General features: G+C 70.9%; 18 protein-coding genes. 8 read left to right on the top strand and 10 right to left on the bottom strand.

Annotated elements, in window-relative coordinates; translation table 11 throughout:
* Positions 1–43 precede the first annotated feature (43 nt).
* From ACYVIP_RS05605 to ACYVIP_RS05620, 4 genes are read right to left on the bottom strand one after another with little or no spacing between them, the layout of a single operon-like run.
* The gene (locus ACYVIP_RS05605; RefSeq protein WP_460392713.1) at positions 44–1,477 is read right to left on the bottom strand and encodes an NAD(P)/FAD-dependent oxidoreductase; all 1,434 of its coding nucleotides are present in this window, start codon (positions 1,475–1,477) and stop codon (positions 44–46) included.
* Positions 1,478–1,482: 5 nt separating this feature from the next.
* A complete protein-coding gene (locus ACYVIP_RS05610) occupies positions 1,483–1,878 on the bottom strand; it encodes a nuclear transport factor 2 family protein (protein WP_075137183.1) in 396 nt (131 codons plus the stop codon).
* Between the two features lie 9 nt (positions 1,879–1,887).
* Positions 1,888–2,919, bottom strand: a complete 1,032-nt coding sequence (locus ACYVIP_RS05615) for an alpha-ketoacid dehydrogenase subunit beta (protein WP_460392715.1) — start codon at positions 2,917–2,919, stop codon at positions 1,888–1,890.
* Positions 2,920–2,938: 19 nt separating this feature from the next.
* Positions 2,939–3,916 carry a thiamine pyrophosphate-dependent dehydrogenase E1 component subunit alpha gene (locus ACYVIP_RS05620; RefSeq protein ID WP_460392717.1) on the bottom strand — a complete coding sequence of 326 codons (978 nt, stop codon included), beginning with the start codon at positions 3,914–3,916 and terminating at the stop codon, positions 2,939–2,941.
* Between the two features lie 139 nt (positions 3,917–4,055).
* On the opposite strand from ACYVIP_RS05620, the gene ACYVIP_RS05625 reads away from it, so the two are divergent.
* Positions 4,056–5,213 (top strand): trans-sulfuration enzyme family protein, encoded by a 1,158-nt coding sequence (locus ACYVIP_RS05625; protein ID WP_460392719.1) that lies wholly within the window; start codon positions 4,056–4,058, stop codon positions 5,211–5,213.
* Here the strand turns inward: ACYVIP_RS05625 and ACYVIP_RS05630 are convergent.
* The 3 genes from ACYVIP_RS05630 to ACYVIP_RS05640 are packed head-to-tail and all read right to left on the bottom strand — an operon-like array spanning position 5,210 to position 6,960.
* Positions 5,210–5,443, bottom strand: a complete 234-nt coding sequence (locus ACYVIP_RS05630) for an RNA-binding S4 domain-containing protein (protein WP_460392721.1) — start codon at positions 5,441–5,443, stop codon at positions 5,210–5,212. The genes ACYVIP_RS05625 and ACYVIP_RS05630 overlap by 4 nt on opposite strands.
* A 15-nt stretch (positions 5,444–5,458) precedes the next feature.
* Positions 5,459–6,085, bottom strand: coding sequence for an NAD(P)-dependent oxidoreductase (locus ACYVIP_RS05635; RefSeq protein ID WP_460392723.1), 627 nt, complete (start codon positions 6,083–6,085; stop codon positions 5,459–5,461).
* Positions 6,082–6,960: an EamA family transporter gene (locus tag ACYVIP_RS05640; RefSeq protein WP_460392725.1), complete on the bottom strand. Its 879-nt coding sequence runs from the start codon at positions 6,958–6,960 to the stop codon at positions 6,082–6,084. The genes ACYVIP_RS05635 and ACYVIP_RS05640 overlap by 4 nt, the downstream gene beginning before the upstream one ends.
* A 79-nt stretch (positions 6,961–7,039) precedes the next feature.
* On the opposite strand from ACYVIP_RS05640, the gene ACYVIP_RS05645 reads away from it, so the two are divergent.
* The 6 genes from ACYVIP_RS05645 to ACYVIP_RS05670 all read left to right on the top strand — a co-directional run bounded on the left by ACYVIP_RS05645 (position 7,040) and on the right by ACYVIP_RS05670 (position 11,116).
* On the top strand, positions 7,040–7,948 hold the full coding sequence (locus ACYVIP_RS05645) for a LysR family transcriptional regulator (RefSeq protein WP_460392727.1): 909 nt from the start codon (positions 7,040–7,042) through the stop codon (positions 7,946–7,948).
* Positions 7,945–8,457: a SigE family RNA polymerase sigma factor gene (locus ACYVIP_RS05650; protein ID WP_460392729.1), complete on the top strand. Its 513-nt coding sequence runs from the start codon at positions 7,945–7,947 to the stop codon at positions 8,455–8,457. Before ACYVIP_RS05645 ends, ACYVIP_RS05650 begins: the two co-directional genes overlap by 4 nt.
* On the top strand, positions 8,454–9,464 hold the full coding sequence (locus tag ACYVIP_RS05655; protein WP_460392731.1) for a hypothetical protein: 1,011 nt from the start codon (positions 8,454–8,456) through the stop codon (positions 9,462–9,464). Before ACYVIP_RS05650 ends, ACYVIP_RS05655 begins: the two co-directional genes overlap by 4 nt.
* A 195-nt stretch (positions 9,465–9,659) precedes the next feature.
* On the top strand, positions 9,660–10,001 hold the full coding sequence (locus ACYVIP_RS05660) for an ArsR/SmtB family transcription factor (protein WP_460392733.1): 342 nt from the start codon (positions 9,660–9,662) through the stop codon (positions 9,999–10,001).
* A gap of 3 nt (positions 10,002–10,004) precedes the next feature.
* Positions 10,005–10,496, top strand: coding sequence for an SRPBCC family protein (locus tag ACYVIP_RS05665; protein ID WP_460392735.1), 492 nt, complete (start codon positions 10,005–10,007; stop codon positions 10,494–10,496).
* Positions 10,496–11,116, top strand: coding sequence for a dihydrofolate reductase family protein (locus ACYVIP_RS05670; RefSeq protein ID WP_460392737.1), 621 nt, complete (start codon positions 10,496–10,498; stop codon positions 11,114–11,116). Before ACYVIP_RS05665 ends, ACYVIP_RS05670 begins: the two co-directional genes overlap by 1 nt.
* A 182-nt stretch (positions 11,117–11,298) precedes the next feature.
* Here ACYVIP_RS05670 and ACYVIP_RS05675 read toward each other — a convergent pair whose 3' ends face one another.
* A complete protein-coding gene (locus tag ACYVIP_RS05675; protein WP_460392739.1) occupies positions 11,299–12,003 on the bottom strand; it encodes a glycosyltransferase family 2 protein in 705 nt (234 codons plus the stop codon).
* A gap of 8 nt (positions 12,004–12,011) precedes the next feature.
* Positions 12,012–13,226, bottom strand: coding sequence for a glycosyltransferase 87 family protein (locus tag ACYVIP_RS05680; RefSeq protein WP_460392741.1), 1,215 nt, complete (start codon positions 13,224–13,226; stop codon positions 12,012–12,014).
* 272 nt (positions 13,227–13,498) lie between these two features.
* Here ACYVIP_RS05680 and ACYVIP_RS05685 point away from each other — a divergent pair, with 272 nt between their 5' ends.
* Positions 13,499–14,281 (top strand): hypothetical protein, encoded by a 783-nt coding sequence (locus ACYVIP_RS05685; protein WP_460392743.1) that lies wholly within the window; start codon positions 13,499–13,501, stop codon positions 14,279–14,281.
* On the opposite strand, the gene ACYVIP_RS05690 is transcribed toward ACYVIP_RS05685, so the two are convergent.
* Positions 14,282–14,845 (bottom strand): TetR/AcrR family transcriptional regulator, encoded by a 564-nt coding sequence (locus ACYVIP_RS05690; RefSeq protein ID WP_460392745.1) that lies wholly within the window; start codon positions 14,843–14,845, stop codon positions 14,282–14,284. It lies immediately after the preceding gene.
* Between the last annotated feature and the right edge of the window lie 38 nt (positions 14,846–14,883).

A 14,883-nucleotide genomic window follows, 5' to 3' on the forward strand; every position in this document is an offset into this window, starting at 1 on the left:
GTGGCACCTCCGATGGAGGTGCCACGGGCGATATCCTGTCCTGTCAGGCGGCCTGTTGGCCAGCGGCGGCACCGCGCACGGCGGCGACCAGGTCCGCGCGGCTGGCGCCAGGCAGCTGCGGGGGCGGACCGCCCGCGAGTGCCCTGCCGACCCGCTCCTTGATCTCGTCGTTGGCGTACAGCTCCGCCGGCGAGACCAACGACATCATCACCTGCGCCACCCGCCGCCACACCTCGACGTCCTTTGTGGACGCCGCGACCGCGGTGCCGAAGGTGACCAGGCCCGGCGGCGGCATCTGCGGCCGCTCACCGGCAGCCGTCGCCGCCCACAGCCCCGCCCGGCCGCGGTCGTTGGCGATCGACTCGCCAAGCCACGGCGCGAGCAGTGCCTTGCTCGCGCCGGCGAACCGCGCGGCCTGCGCCCGGTCCACCGCCGGCTGCGCGGCGAGCAGGTCGACCAGCTCGAACACGTGCGCCAGCGCCAGCGACACGCCCCGCCCGTAGGCCGGGTTGGTCGTGCACACCGCGTCGCCGAGGCCGTAGAAGCCGACCGGCAGCTCACCGGCCGGGTCCGCCAGGCGCGAGCTGTTGTCCAGCCCGCCCATCGCGTACACCGGCGAGATCGGCTCGGAGTTGCCCGGCGCGACCCAGCCAGCGAGCAGCGGGGTGGCCCGGATCGCCGCGGTGAACGCCTCCTCCTCGCGCAACGCCTTCAGTTCCCGGTCATCCGGCAGCACGCCGAGGGAGATGGAGAAGGTGTCGCTGTCACCGAGGAACAGCACCGCGGTGTAGCTGTCCCACAGCCCGCCGGCGCCGAAGCCGCGGTTGAGCGGTCCCGGCGGCGCCGGGGTCAACCGGCGGTAGTAGCGGGTGTAGTAGGTGATCCGGCAGCTCTCGCTGGTCTGCTCGGGCACCGGCAGGCCGGCCGCCTCGAGCCACTTGGCCGCGTCGGTCTTGCGACCACTGGTGTCCAGCACCAGATCGGCGGTCAGCTCGGTGCCGTCGGCCAGGCGGACGCCGGTGACCCGGCCGTCCGCGGTGACCAGTCCGCGCACGGTCGCGCCGGAGCGCACGGACACCCCGGGCCGCGACAGCGCGCGGTCGCGCAGCACCCACTCGAACACCGACCGGCGCGCGGTGATCATGTTCAGGTCGTCGTCGGCCGGCTTGCGCTCGAACTCACCGAGCATCGGCGGCGGGTAGTCGGCCAGGTTGACCGTGCCCGCACCCGCGTCGAGCAGGCCCTGGTACACATCGGACAGCCGGTCACGCAGCAGGTTCGTGCCGCGCGAGCCGAAGGCGTGCGAGTGCGCAGCCTGCGGCACGGTCGGCCGTGCCCAACCGCCGGCTCCTTCATCCAAAGTAGATGGTGGAGCGGCGGCCTCCCGTTCCAGCAGTAGCACCTCGTGGCCGGCGTCGGCCAGCGCGGCCGCGGCGGCCAGGCCGGTGACGCTCGCGCCTACAGCGATGATCTTCATTCGGTTCACGCGTTCCAGAACTCGTCGACGGCGTACTGGTCGTTCGGGTAGGTCCAGAATTCCTTGATCTTCCCGTCGACGATGCGCGCCACGTTGATGAACGGCATCTCGAGCACGCGGCCCTTGCGCTCGTAGCGGGTGTGCAGGATCGCGAAGGCGTGGTTGTCGCTGCCGCCGATCTCCGCGACGTCCATGCGCATCTTGCCCTCGGTCAGCTCCCACATCTTGTTGGCGAAGGCCGTGGAGTCCTTGATGCCAACGTGCTCGCCGGACAGCGGGTTCCGCCCCGGGTAGTGGTGCACCGAGTCCTCGTGCCAGTAGGTGGCGGCGGTCTCGACGTCGCCGACGCCGAACGAGGCGTACACCTTCTCCATCAGCTGAACGTTGGGGTGGTCGGACATGTCAACTCCTCAGGATGCCTTGCTGATCACGGAACTCGGGAGGGTGGAACGAACAGCGTCGACGATCTTGCTGGCGTTGGGCGGGAACGCGTCCTCCAGCGTCGGGCTGAACGGCACCGGCGCGTGCGGCCCGGTGACCGTGCGCACCGCGGCCGACAGCGAGGAGAACCGGTTCTCCGCGACGTTGCCGGCGATGTCGGTGGCGATCGAGCACCTCGGGCTGTCCTCGTCGACCACGACCAGCCTGCTGGTCTTCTCCACGCTGGCGTAGACGGTGTCGAAGTCGAACGGGGACAGCGTGCGCGGGTCGATGACCTCGGCCCGCACGCCTTCCGCCGCCAGCTGCTCGGCCGCGGCGGTCGCCTCGTTCACCATCCGGCCGATCGCGACGATCGTGACGTCGTCGCCCTCGCGGACGACCTTGGCCTCACCGAGGGGAATGGTGTACCGCTCCTCGGGCACCACGCCCCGGCTGCCGAAGTACAGCAGCTTGTGCTCGAAGAAGACCACCGGGTCATCGTCCTGAATGGACGCCGCGAGCAACCCCTTGGCGTCGGCCGGGTTCGACGGCGCGACCACCTTCAGGCCGGGGATGTGGGTGAACAGCGAGTACAGCGCCTGGGAGTGCTGGGCGCCGCGGCGCATCCCGGTGCCCCACATGGCCCGCAGCACCATCGGCACCCTGGCCTTGCCGCCGACCATGTAGCGCAGCTTCGCCGCCTGGTTGAGGATCTGGTCGAAACACACGCCGGCGAAGTCGACGAACAACAGGTCGGCCACCGGGCGAAGGCCGGTCGCCGCCGCGCCGACCGCGGCGCCGACGAACGCGGCCTCGGTGATCGGCGCGTCGAAGATCTGCTTGGGGAACTGGTTGTGCAGGCCACGCGTCGGGCCCCAGGCGTGGCCCATCGTGCCGTCACAGCCGTTGCCACCGATGTTGTCCTCGCCGAAGACCACGACCGACGGGTCGGCGGCCATCTCCTGCGCGAGCGCCTCGTTCAGTGCCTCCAGGTAGGACAGCACTCGTGGTGACTGAGTCATCTCTGTTCTCTCCTGGGAATCAGTAGGACACGTAGACGTCGGTGAGCAGTTCGGACAGCTCGGGTGCCGGCGCGGCCTTGGCGTCGGCGACCGCGAACTCGACGGCGGCCTCGACCGTCACGTCGACCGCCGCGGCGTCCTGAGTGGACAGCGCGGAGTCGGCGACGAACCTGGTCAGGCAGTCGGCGTCGGCGCGCAGCCGGTCGACCTCACCCTCGCCTCGGTAGCCCTGCTGGTCGAAACCCTCCATGTGGCCGAAGAACCGGCCGGCCTGGCACTCGATCAGCGACGGGCCGCCACCGGTGCGCGCGCGCTCGATCGCGGCGTCCGCGGCGGCGCGCACGGCGAAGTAGTCGGTGCCGTCCACCACGACCGCCGGCATGCCGTAGGCCTCCGCGCGCCGGGCGACGTCCAGCCCACGCAGGTGGTAGCGGGTACCGGTGGCCTGCGCGTAACCGTTGTCCTCCACCACGAACACGACCGGAAGCTGCCAGACCGTAGCCAGGTTCAGGCTTTCGGCGAACGAGCCCTGGTTGGCCGCGCCGTCACCGACGAACGCCACCGAGACCTGCGGGCGCTCAAGGACTTTGGCCGACAGCGCCGAGCCGCAGGCGAGCGGCGCGCCACCGGCGGCGACCCCGTTCGCGCCGAGCATGCCGCGCTCGAAGTCGGCGATGTGCATCGAGCCGCCCTTGCCGTTGCAGGAGCCGCCGGCCTTGCCGTACAGCTCGCGCATCATCGCGTTGATGTCACAGCCTTTCGCGATCGCGTGCCCGTGACCGCGGTGGGTGCTGGCGATGTAGTCGCCTTCGACCAACGCGCCGCACACCCCGGCCGCGACCGCTTCCTGGCCCGCGTACAAGTGCACCGCGCCAGGCAGTTCGCCGCTGCCGAACTCGGTGTGGACCCGCTCCTCGAAGGCGCGAATGGTCCGCATGACCCGGTAGGCCTCGATCAGTTCCTCGCGCCCAAGTGTGCCGGCGGATTCTTTCGCCATGGGAAGGTTCCTTTCCACCAGGATGTCTGCGAGCGACGTTAGGTCGATTTGCGCAATTCCACCTCGAAGCTTGAGCAACGCGGCCGGTCGACAGCGCCGTAGGCTTGACTCGCCAGCAACGCTGACGAGGAGGTATCGAGTGCAGGACGACCAGCGGATGCAGACCCTCGCTGTCCATGGCGGCGAGCAGCCGTCCGGACCGGACGGCTCGGTCGTGTTCCCGATCTACCAGGGCACGGTCTACCGCTCCGCTCCCGGCGAGAGCTACCACGACATCCAGTACCTACGGCTGAACTCCACGCCGTCCCAGCGCTACCTGCACGACAAGCTGGCCGCGCTGGAGGGTGCCGAGGCGGCACTGGCGACCGCGTCGGGGATGGCCGCGATCACCACGATCCTGCACACGCTGCTGCGCGCGGGCGACCATGTCCTGGTCGGCGACGTGCTCTACGGCGGCACGCACGACTTCCTCGCCACGCACGCCGAGCGGCTCGGCTGGACCTACACCCTCATCGACCCGCACGACCCGGCGTCCTGGGCGGCCGCCAGGCGACCGAACACCAGGGCGGTGCTGGTCGAGACGATCACCAACCCGCTGATGCGGGTGGGCGCGCTGACCGACCTGGTGGCCTTCGCCAGGGCGGAGGGTCTGGTGAGCGTGGTGGACAACACGTTCGCCAGCCCGGTCAACCTCCGTCCGCTCGCGGCCGGCTTCGACCTGGTGTTCCACAGCGCGACGAAGTACCTCAACGGGCACTCCGACCTGGTCGCCGGCACCGTGGCCGGCTCGGCGGAGCTGGTGGACCGGGTGCGCCACTCGCTCAACATCTACGGCGGCTCGCTCGACCCGCACGCCGGCTTCCTGCTGGCCAGGGGCCTCAAGACGCTGGCGCTGCGGGTGCGGGAGCAGAACGCGAACGCCACCGCGCTGGCGGAGTTCCTCACCGGGCACGACAAGGTCTCCGCGGTGAACTACCCCGGCCTGCCCGACCACCCCGACCACCAGCGGGCGGCGGCGTTGCTGCACGGGTTCGGCGGGATGCTGAGCTTCCGCCTCGCCGGCGGCATCGCGGCGGCCGAGACCTTCCTGGACGCGCTGCGGCTGCCGGCCGTCGCGCCGTCGCTGGGTGGGGTCGAGTCCCTGGTCACCCTCCCGGCGCGGACCTCACACGCCGGCATGGGCGCGCAGGCCCGCGAGCGCGCCGGCGTGCACGACGACCTGGTCCGCTTCAGCTGCGGCATCGAACACGCCGACGACCTGGTCGCGGACCTGGCCCAGGCGCTGGCCAAGATCTAGTAGTCCTGGGCGGCGTTGCTGACCAGCCGGACCTTCTCCTCGCCGACCGCGATCACGTCCCCGCCAGCGAGCTGACGGCCCCGGCGGACCTCGACGTCGCCGTTGACCGTCACGTACTCGTCGTCGATCAGCATCTTGGCGTGCGCGCCGTGCTCGGCCAGTCCCGCCAGCTTGAGGAACTGGCCGAGCCGGATCGACTCGTCGGCGATCGGCACCTCACGGATACGCATCCGCCCATTGTCCACCTAGTAGCCGACGGTGAAGTGCTTGTCCTTCCGTGGGTTCTCGAGTTCGTCGAGGATGGCCACGGCGAGGTCCTCGGCCGAGATGCGGGAGACGCCGGCCACGCCGGTGACCAGGGTGGTGGTGGCGCGGCGGTACCCGCCGGTGCGCGGTCCTGGTTCGAGGACGGCGGGCGGGCTGAGGTAGACCCAGTCCGCAGGGTGCGCACGGCACACGTCCAGTTGCGCGGTGCTGGCGACGGCGCTGGCGCGGAACCGGGCCGGCACGTACTCCTGGCTGTCGACCACGAGCCGGCCGGGGTGTCCGGGGACCTGGAGCGGGCCGGCGCCGCCGACGACCAGGACGCGGGTCCCGGTCGTGGCCGCCGCGTCGAGCAGTGCGGTGGTGGTCGTGGTGATCGTGGACTCGTGTCCGGGAGCGGGGCGGGTCGTGGCCACGACCGCGCCGGCGCCGGCGAACAGGCCGCGCAGGTGCGCCGGATCGTTCGCGTCACCCGCGACGGCGGTCACGCCTGACGGCAGGGCGGCCGGCCGCCGGCACACCCCGACGAGGTCATGGCCCCGGCTCACGGCCTCGTGCACGACCCGGGCGCCGACCATGCCCGTCGCGCCAACGACGATGATCTTCATCGGACTCGTTCCTTCCTGGTTGGCGCGGGCAGCTGGCCCGCGACGATCGCGGCGAGGGCGATGGCGAACCCCGCGAGTTGGACCGGCCCGAGGGTCTGGCCGAGCAGCACCACGCCGAGCACGGCGGCGACCATCGGCGAGATCAGGGCGAGCACCGCGACCGAGGTGACCGGCAGGGCGGTAACGCCCTGGAACCACAGGACGTAGGCGACCAGGCCGCCGACCAGGCCCAACCACAGGTAGCCGATGGTCGCGGCCAGGTCGATCGCCGGCGGTGCGCCGTCGAGCAGGACGGTGAACGGCAGCAGGAACACCCCCGCCGCGGTGAGTTGCCAGCCGGCGAACGCGGTGGGCCCGACCCCGGCGGGCCGGCCCCAGCGCTTGGTGAACGTCACCCCGAGCGCCATCGAGGCCGCGCTGCCCAGTCCCGCCACGATCCCGACGGCGTCCAGGTCGGCGATCGGCCCGAGCACCACCAGCCCGACGCCGAGGATCCCGGCCGCGCCCCAGGCGAACCGCCAGGCGGACGGGCTTTCCCGTAACACCGCCACGGCCAGGACGGCGACCAGCAGCGGCTGGGCCGCCACCAGGGTCGCGGCCACCCCGCCGGGCAGGCGTTCGGCCGCGACGAACAGCAGCGCGTTGAACAACCCGATGTTCAGCACGCCGAGCACCGTGGCCTTCCCCCACCAGGTGCCGCGCGGCAGCGTCCTGGTGATCGCCAGCGCGATCAGGCCGGCGGGTAACGCGCGCAGGAGTCCGGCGAACAGGGGATGTCCCGGCGGGAGGAGTTCGGTGGTGACCACGTAGGTCGTGCCCCACACCCCGGGGGCGAGCGCGGTCAGTGCGGTGCGCTGGGCGAGTGCGCTGGTCATGTTCTTCAGTCTCAGCGGACCCGATCAATGAGTCCAACACATGCTTGTCACTTCATCGATCTCTCATCAAGATAGATCTATGGAGTTCCAGCAGCTGCGCTATGTCCTCGCCGTCGCCGAGACGAACAGCTTCACCCGGGCCGCGCAGCGCTGCCTGGTGGTGCAGTCCGCCCTCAGCCACCAGATCGCCCGCCTGGAGCGGGAACTGGGCGCGCGGCTGTTCGAGCGCACCAGCCGCCGGGTGCGGCTGACGCCGGCCGGGGAGGCGTTCCTGCCCGCCGCCCGGCAGTGTCTGGACGCCGCCGAGCGGGCCGCGGCCGAGGTCGCCGCCGCGGTCGGGCAGGTGCGCGGCCGGCTCGCCGTCGGCCTGATCCCCACGGTCGCCGCGGTCGACGTCCCGGGCGCGCTGCGGGCGTTCCGCGAGCGGTACCCGGACGTGCGCATCAGCCTGCGGGTCGGCGGCAGCGACCACCTCGTCGAGCAGGTCAGGCAGGGCGTCCTCGACGTGGCCTTCCTCGGCCTGCCGACCACCGCGCGACCAGCGGGGGTCGCCGCCCACGAGCTCGCAAGGGGCCGGCTGGTCGCCGTGGTCGCGCCGGACCATCCGCTGGCCGGCGAACCGGAGACCGACCTTCGCCGGCTCGCCACCGAGGTGTTCGTCGACCTGCCGGCCGGCACCGCGGGGCGGGCCCAGTCCGACCTGGCCTTCGCCGCGGCCGGGCTGGTCCGCGAGGTCACCTTCGAGGTGAGCACCGTCGACGCGTTGCTGGCGCAGCTGGTCGCGCAGGGTCTTGGCATCGCGATGCTCCCCGCGAGCTGGGCGCCTCGGCTCACCGGGGTCACCACCGTCGAGGTCACCGACGCGCCGGAACGCGTCGAGTACGTCATCTGGAGCCGGGGCACCCGCACGCCGGCGGCGACCGCCTTCCTCACCGTCCTCGACGTCGACCAGTCCTCAACAGATCCCGGGGATGCCCGCGTTTGGTGAGTGTGGATTTCGACGATTTCCTGCGAAAGCAACTCGGGCCGATGGTGCGGTTCGCCGGCGTGCTGACCGCGGACACCCATCTGGCGCAGGACCTGACCCAGGACGCCTTCGTGCGGGCGCACGCCCGGTGGGACCGGATCAGCCGGCTGGACCGGCCGGACCTCTACGTCCGGCGCATGATCACCAACGGGTTCCTGTCATGGCGGCGGCTGGCCTCGGTGCGCTCGACCAGGTCGGTGCCCGACATCGGCCTGTTCAGCCGGGCCACCGCGCCGGACCCCGCGCTACGGCTCGCGGACCGGGAGCAGGTCAGCGCGCTGCTGGCGACGCTGTCCAGACGGCAGCGGACGGTCCTGGTGCTGCGGTTCTACGAGGGACACACCGACCAGGAGATCGCCGTGATCCTCGGCTGCGCCGCCGGCACGGTGCGCAGCCATGTCTCCCGCGCGCTCGCCGAGCTGCGCACGAAGGTTCGCTTGGAACAACCCGTGGAGGTGCCCGAATCATGATCGACAATGACGAGCTGCGGCAGGCGTTCGGCTCGCTTGAGCGGCACGCCCCCGCTGAGGAGAACGTGCTCACCGGCGTGTACCAGGGGATTCACCGGCGGCGCCGTCGCCGGCAGATCGGCAGCGTGGCCGCGGTGGCCGGGGTCGCGTCGCTGACCGCGCTGAGTGTGGTGCTGGTCAGCGGCCCCGGTCAGGGGACCGAGACCCAGGACGGCACGTCCCTCGGCGTCGCGGCGGCGCCACCCCCGGCCACCGCGCCGGCGCCGCCGGCACTGCCGTTCACGGCCGGCTGGTTGCCGAAGGGCTACACGCTCAACGCGTGGGACGTCGACGAGACCGCAGGCTCGGCCCAGTACACCGGGGCCGGCGACTTCCAGACCGTCGTCGTGTGGATCAGCGACCAGCCGCGCGAGGCGCCCCAGGGCGCGGTCGACGAGCCGGCGACCATCGCCGGCCAGCAGGGCACGGTCCGCGAGCTCGCGCCGGCCGGGTCCCAGACCCAGCTCATCTGGCAGCTCGCCGACGGGCGCTGGGCCATGGTCGGCGGCGTGGTGCCGACCGTGCCGCTGGACGCCCTGCACCGGGTCGCGAAGCACGTGGGCGCGCAGCCATCGCCGTTGGACGTCGAGCTGGGCCTGCGCGGGCTGCCCGACGGCTACCAGGTGGCCGGCTGGACCGGCAGCACGCCGACGGACGGGTCGGTGACCCTGTGCCAGTCCGACGTCGAGCTGCGCGGCGACGAGCGGCCGGCGGACTGCATCACCATGAGCATGAAGACCGGCACGGCGCCGGCCACGGTGATCGCGCCGCGCACCCCGAAGGACCAGCCGCCGGTCAAGGTCCCGGTGGACCAGGAGGAAGTGGTGGACGGCGTGGTGACCAGGACGACAGCGGACGGCGTGGTGGCCATCGCCCAGGTCGATCCCGGTCACTGGGTGCAGGCGTACTCCGAGCAGGCGGGAGATGACGCGCTCCGCGTGACCGTCGCCCGCGCCACCGCCGGCTGACGGCACCGCCCGCGATGCCCTGAATGAGGCATTGGGGACGTTCAACGCCCTGAATGGGGCATTCAGGGCAGTTGACCCGGCCGCGATGGAGGGCGCGCATGGCGTCCTTCATCGCGGTCGGGTCTTAGGCGTGCCGGCCCGCGCCGGGTCCACCCGCCGGCTTGACGCATTCCGATATCGGCATATGATGCCGTTATGGCACGAGCAGCGACGACGTCGGACGTCTTCAACGCGATCGCCGAGCCACAGCGCCGGGAGATCCTGGTACTGCTGCGAGCGGGTGAGCGGCCGGTGACCGAGTTGGCCAGGGAGCTGGGGATGACCCAGCCGGGGGCCTCCAAACACCTGCGGGTGCTCCGGGAGGTCGGGCTGGTGCGCGACCGCAGGGCGGGCAAGCAGCGCCTGTACGGCCTCGACGCCCGCGGGCTGCGGCCGGTCCACGAGTGGGCAGGCGGGTTCGAGCGGTTCTGGCACGAGAGCTTCGACCGGCTGGACGCGTACGTGCAGGACCTCAAGCAGGAAAAACAGGAGGAGTGACCGATGGCGGCGACACGACGGGACACGCGGGCCGACCGCGAGATCGTGGTCTCCCGGGGCATCGACGCCCCACGGGAGCTGGTGTTCGAGGCGTTCACCGAAGTCCGGCACCTGTCGCGCTGGTGGGGCCCGGAGGGGTTCACCACCACCACGCGGGCGTTCGAGTTCCGCGAGGGCGGGGTGTGGGACTTCGTGATGCACGGCCCGGACGGGACCGACTACCAGGAGTGGATCACCTGGACCGAGATCGCCCCGCCGGAGCGGATCGCACTGCTGCACGGTGAGTCCCGCGACGACCCGAACGCCTTCGAGTCGGTCCTCACGTTCGCGCCCGACGGTGCGGCGACCCGGATAGAGATGCGCACGGTGTTCCCCACCAGGGAGCTGCGCGCCGAAGCGGTCGAGAAGTATCACGCGATCGAGGGCGGCCAGCAGACGCTGGGCAACCTGGCCGCCTACGTCACCGAGATCGTTCGGCGGGGAGCGGCGGGCTGATGGCCGGGACGGTGTTCTTCAGCGTGTCGATGTCGCTGGACGGGTTCATCGCGCCCGAGTCCGCAGAGGAGCTGATGGGGCGGCAGTGGCTGGAACTGCAGCGGTGGGTGTTCCCGCTGCGGTTCTTCCGGGAGAACCTGAAGCTCGGCGAGGGCGGCGAGGAAGGGCGCGACAACGACATCGCGCTGGCGACGTTCGAGCGCACCGGCGCGAGCGTCATGGGCAAGCGCATGTTCGACGCCGGCGAGCGGGCGTGGCCGGCGGAGGCGCCGTTCCACACGCCGGTCTTCGTCGTGACGCACGAGCGGCGTGCCCCCTGGGAGCGGCCGGGCGGGACCGTCTTCCACTTCGTCAACGACGGCATCGAGACCGCGCTCGATCAGGCCCGCGAAGCCGCCGGCGACCGCGACGTCCGCATCGCGGGCGGCGGCGCGACAATCGTGGAGTACGTGAACGCCTGCCTGGTCGACGAGTTCTCGATCGCGTTGTCGCCCGTGCTTTTCGGCTCCGGAATCCGCCTGTTCGCGGGCGTGGACGCGAGCCGCGTGGCCCTGGAGCAGATCCGCGCGGAGTCGACGCAGCGGGTGACCCACCTGACCTACGCGGTCCGGGAACGGTAACCACTGAGCAGTCCACAGGGGAGCCAGCGCCATACACAGGGTCGACCTGGTCGTTCGGCACCAGTTTCTGAGGGTTATCCACAGCCTGACGCGTGATAACCCCCAGTTGTCCACAGTTTCTGGCGAGTTGTCCACACCGGCGGCCGAGGTCGGTGCAGGGACGAGTGCGGCGACGAGAGCGACTAGCGGGGTTCTCGGGACGGTCGGGGTGATTTCGGGGCCGGGGTGAGGCGTAGCCAGATGGCGTTGCGCAGGATCTGCCAGCCCGCCTGGGTGAGGCGGATCTTCGTGTGCCCCCTGGCTCGACGGGCGAACACGATGTCCTGACTGGAGATGGTGAACCCGGCGGCCCTGGCGGCGACCAACAGTTCCAGGTCGAACGCCCACCCGTGCGGATGCAGGTCGACCCGGTCCAGCACCGCGCGGCGCAGGACCTTGAGTCCGGATTGGACATCGACCGCCAGCCCGTGCAGTTTCTCCAGCAGCCACCAGGACAGCCAGCTGACCGCCCGCCTGCGCAACGCGGTGTCGTGCGCGATCCGGTTGGCGACAACCACATCGGCACTCTCGGACAGGGCCACCGCGACCATCGCGGGGATCGCTTCCGGTGGGTACTGCAGATCGGCGTCGATCATGCAGATGATCTCGCCCCGGCTGGCGGCGAACCCGTCCGCGATGGCGAATCCCTTGCCCGGCGGGCCGGTTCGGCGCAGCACGGTGACCGCAGGACCGAGGGCGGCGGCCACCGCCGCGGTGTCGTCGGTCGAACCGTCGTCGACGATGACGATCTCGTAGGACCAGCGGTCGGCCAACGCCCGGTGGATTCGGGCGACGAGAGCGGGCAGGTTGTCCGCCTCATCCCGCGCGGGCACGACGATGGACAGCACCGGCGCTCTCACGCGACGGGCACGGGCGACTCGGCCCCGCGCCGGTCACGCAGCAGCGCCACCGCGGCGACGACCAGCAGGAGCACCCCGGCGATCGTCAACGAGTTGGCCTCCAGCTGCTGGGCGAGACCGGCCGGCGCCATGCCCTCATCCAGCGACATGAACGTGTACGGGGCGACGAAGCCCGCGGCGGTCGTCAGCACCACGGCGGTTCCCCACAGGTAGGACCGGGTGCGCACGGCGTGGGTGCCCAACACGATCAGCGTCGGGACCAGCCACACCCAGTGGTACACCCAGGACACCGGCGACACGAGCAGCGCGATGACCCCGACCAGCACCGCGGCCTCCACGACCAGCCCCCGACGATGCAGACCGACACACACGGCCAACCCGCCGACGGCGACGACCACCGCGGCCAGCAGCCAGGGCAGCAGCACGTCCGGGTCGTTGGCCAGCCGGGTGACCATGCCGCGCAGGTTCTGGTTGAGCGGGATGTTCGGGAACGGGTAGATGCGGTCGGTGTCCCAGGCGTGCCCGGTCCAGTAGTCCCACGCGGCGCCGGGCATCGCCCCGAACCCGACCACCACGGTCGCCGCGAACGCGGCCAGCGCCGTCCACGCCTCCCGGAACCGGCGGGTGATCAGGAAGTACAGGATGAACAGTCCCGGCGTGAGCTTGATCCCGGCCGCGATGCCGATCAGCACCCCACGCCCGCGCGCCCCGTCCCGGCGGACCAGGTCGGCGACGATCAGCAGCGCGAGGAACGTGTTGATCTGCCCGGACCACAGTTCCTGCCAACCCGGGTCGAACAACAGGAACGCCCCGGCGCCGCCGGCGCAGGCGGCCAGCCGCACCCAGGTGCGCCGCACGCCGAGCCAGCCGGTCGTCAGCCAGATAATCCCCTGCAGGGCAAGGAAGATTCCGGCGAACCAGATTATCCGGACGGCCTCGATGGACAACGCACCCAACAAGGCGAACAGCAATCCGGCGAACGGCGGATACACCAGGCTCAACTGGTCCTGCTCGAGCCAGAACAGGTAGGGATTGTCGCCGCGCAGCACCGCGGCGCCGCTGGCGTGGAAGACCTGCAGGTCGAACGTGGTCCACGGACCCTCGTCGACGAGCCGGCGCGCGAGAAACGCCAGCGCGACGGCCAGTCCGGTCGCGCCGGCCACCGCCAGCGCGATGCGTCCCCGTAAGTGGGTTCCCGTGACGGTTTTCATTGGTTCCCCTCACTTACCGGAATGGCAAACGCGCGTAGCGTAAGGATGAGGGAGTCGCGCCGGGGACGGCAGGTGTCCAAACGTTAGCGAGTCGCCGCCGACCCGTGTCGCCATTAGGCCAATCGATATCGCGGATTTGCGAAGAAACATTTCGCAGCATTGTGACAATGCATTCGAAACCGTGGTGCGGTAGCCAGCCGACAGCGCGACGCGGCCCGTGTCGGGCAAATGCCTGACACCGTCCCCCACTCGCCGAAATTAGGTTCTGCGCAATGGGACATCGAACCAGGGGCCTGCTCGCGCCCGCACTCGTCGCGCTGACCGTACTGACCTCCTGTAGCGATAGCGGGTCCAGCAGCGGCGACTCCGCCGACGAGCGGACGATCTCCAGCGCCGACGAGGTGATCAAGATCGTCGACCAGGGGTTCGTCACCTTTTCCTCCCGACCGGGGGTGGTGCCCACCGAGTACGTGAGCTGGGGCTTCGTCATCGAGAACGTCACCGACCAGGTGGCCCTCACCATTCGCGTCGAGGCGGACTTCCTCGACGAGGCGGGCGAGGTCATCGAGGAGGACGGTGAGGACTTCACCGCCGTGCTGCCCGGCCAGCAGATGGGCGTTGGCGGCCGGAACTCCTACGAGGGGTCGGCGATCAAGGACATGCGGGTCAAGGTCACGTTGATCGGGTCGCTGGACACGCCGGAGGGCAAGCGGCTCAAGCCCCCCGGCCCCTACGCCGAGTTGACGACGAACAGTCCGGTCGCGAGCGACACCGGCAAGGAGATCGAGACGATCACGCTCGACGTGACCAACACTTACCACGTACCGCTGACACCGACGGCGAGCGCGGTGATCCGGGACGCCGACGGCGTGGTCGTGGGCGGTATGTCCAGCAAGGCCATCAAACCGGAGATCGAACCGGGCGCCAGCGGCCGGGCCAGCCTCGCCCGGGACATCCAGTTTCCCAGGCTCGCCAACGGAACCGCCGAGTACTACGCGGACCCACAACTGGGCTGGCCCATCTCCAGCAACCCCCTGTGGCAGGACCTCGGCTGACTAGCCGCGAGCGGCGAGGCCACGGAGCGTGAGATCCACCTGGTGGCCGATCGCGGGTGGTCCGGCGTCGGGCGTCAGCTGCGCGATGCGGATGAGCCCGAGCAGTTGGTAGGCGATGTCGTGCGCGGTCACGTCGGTGGCCAGGGTGTGATCGGCCCGGGAGCGGTCGACCGCCTGCTGGCCGATCCGGGTGAGGTGCGCGAGGCACCGGTCGAGATCCGCGTCCGACGGTGCGCCGGCGGCGAGCAGGTCGACCATCGCCTTGTTGTCGATGAGCTGGGTCATCGTCGCGGTGAAGAACTGGCGCAGCGCGGCGATCGCGGTCAGCTGTTCTGGCAGCGCGGCCTCGCCGAGTTCGGCGAGATCGGTCCCGGTCACCGCGTGCACGAGGTGTTCGCGGGTGGGGAAGTGCCGGTAGAGCGTGCCGACGCCGACGCCGGCCGCCGCGGCGATGGCGCGCATGTCCACGGCCAGGCCGCCGTCCCGCAGGGCCGCTGCCGCGGCCACCAGGATCTGCTCCCGGTTGGCCACGGCGTCGCGCCGCTGTCTCCGCTCCGCTGCCACCCCCGCACTATAGCCATCCGGAACCTGTGTTCCGAATA

The sequence above is a fragment of the Actinophytocola sediminis genome, from assembly GCF_054779715.1.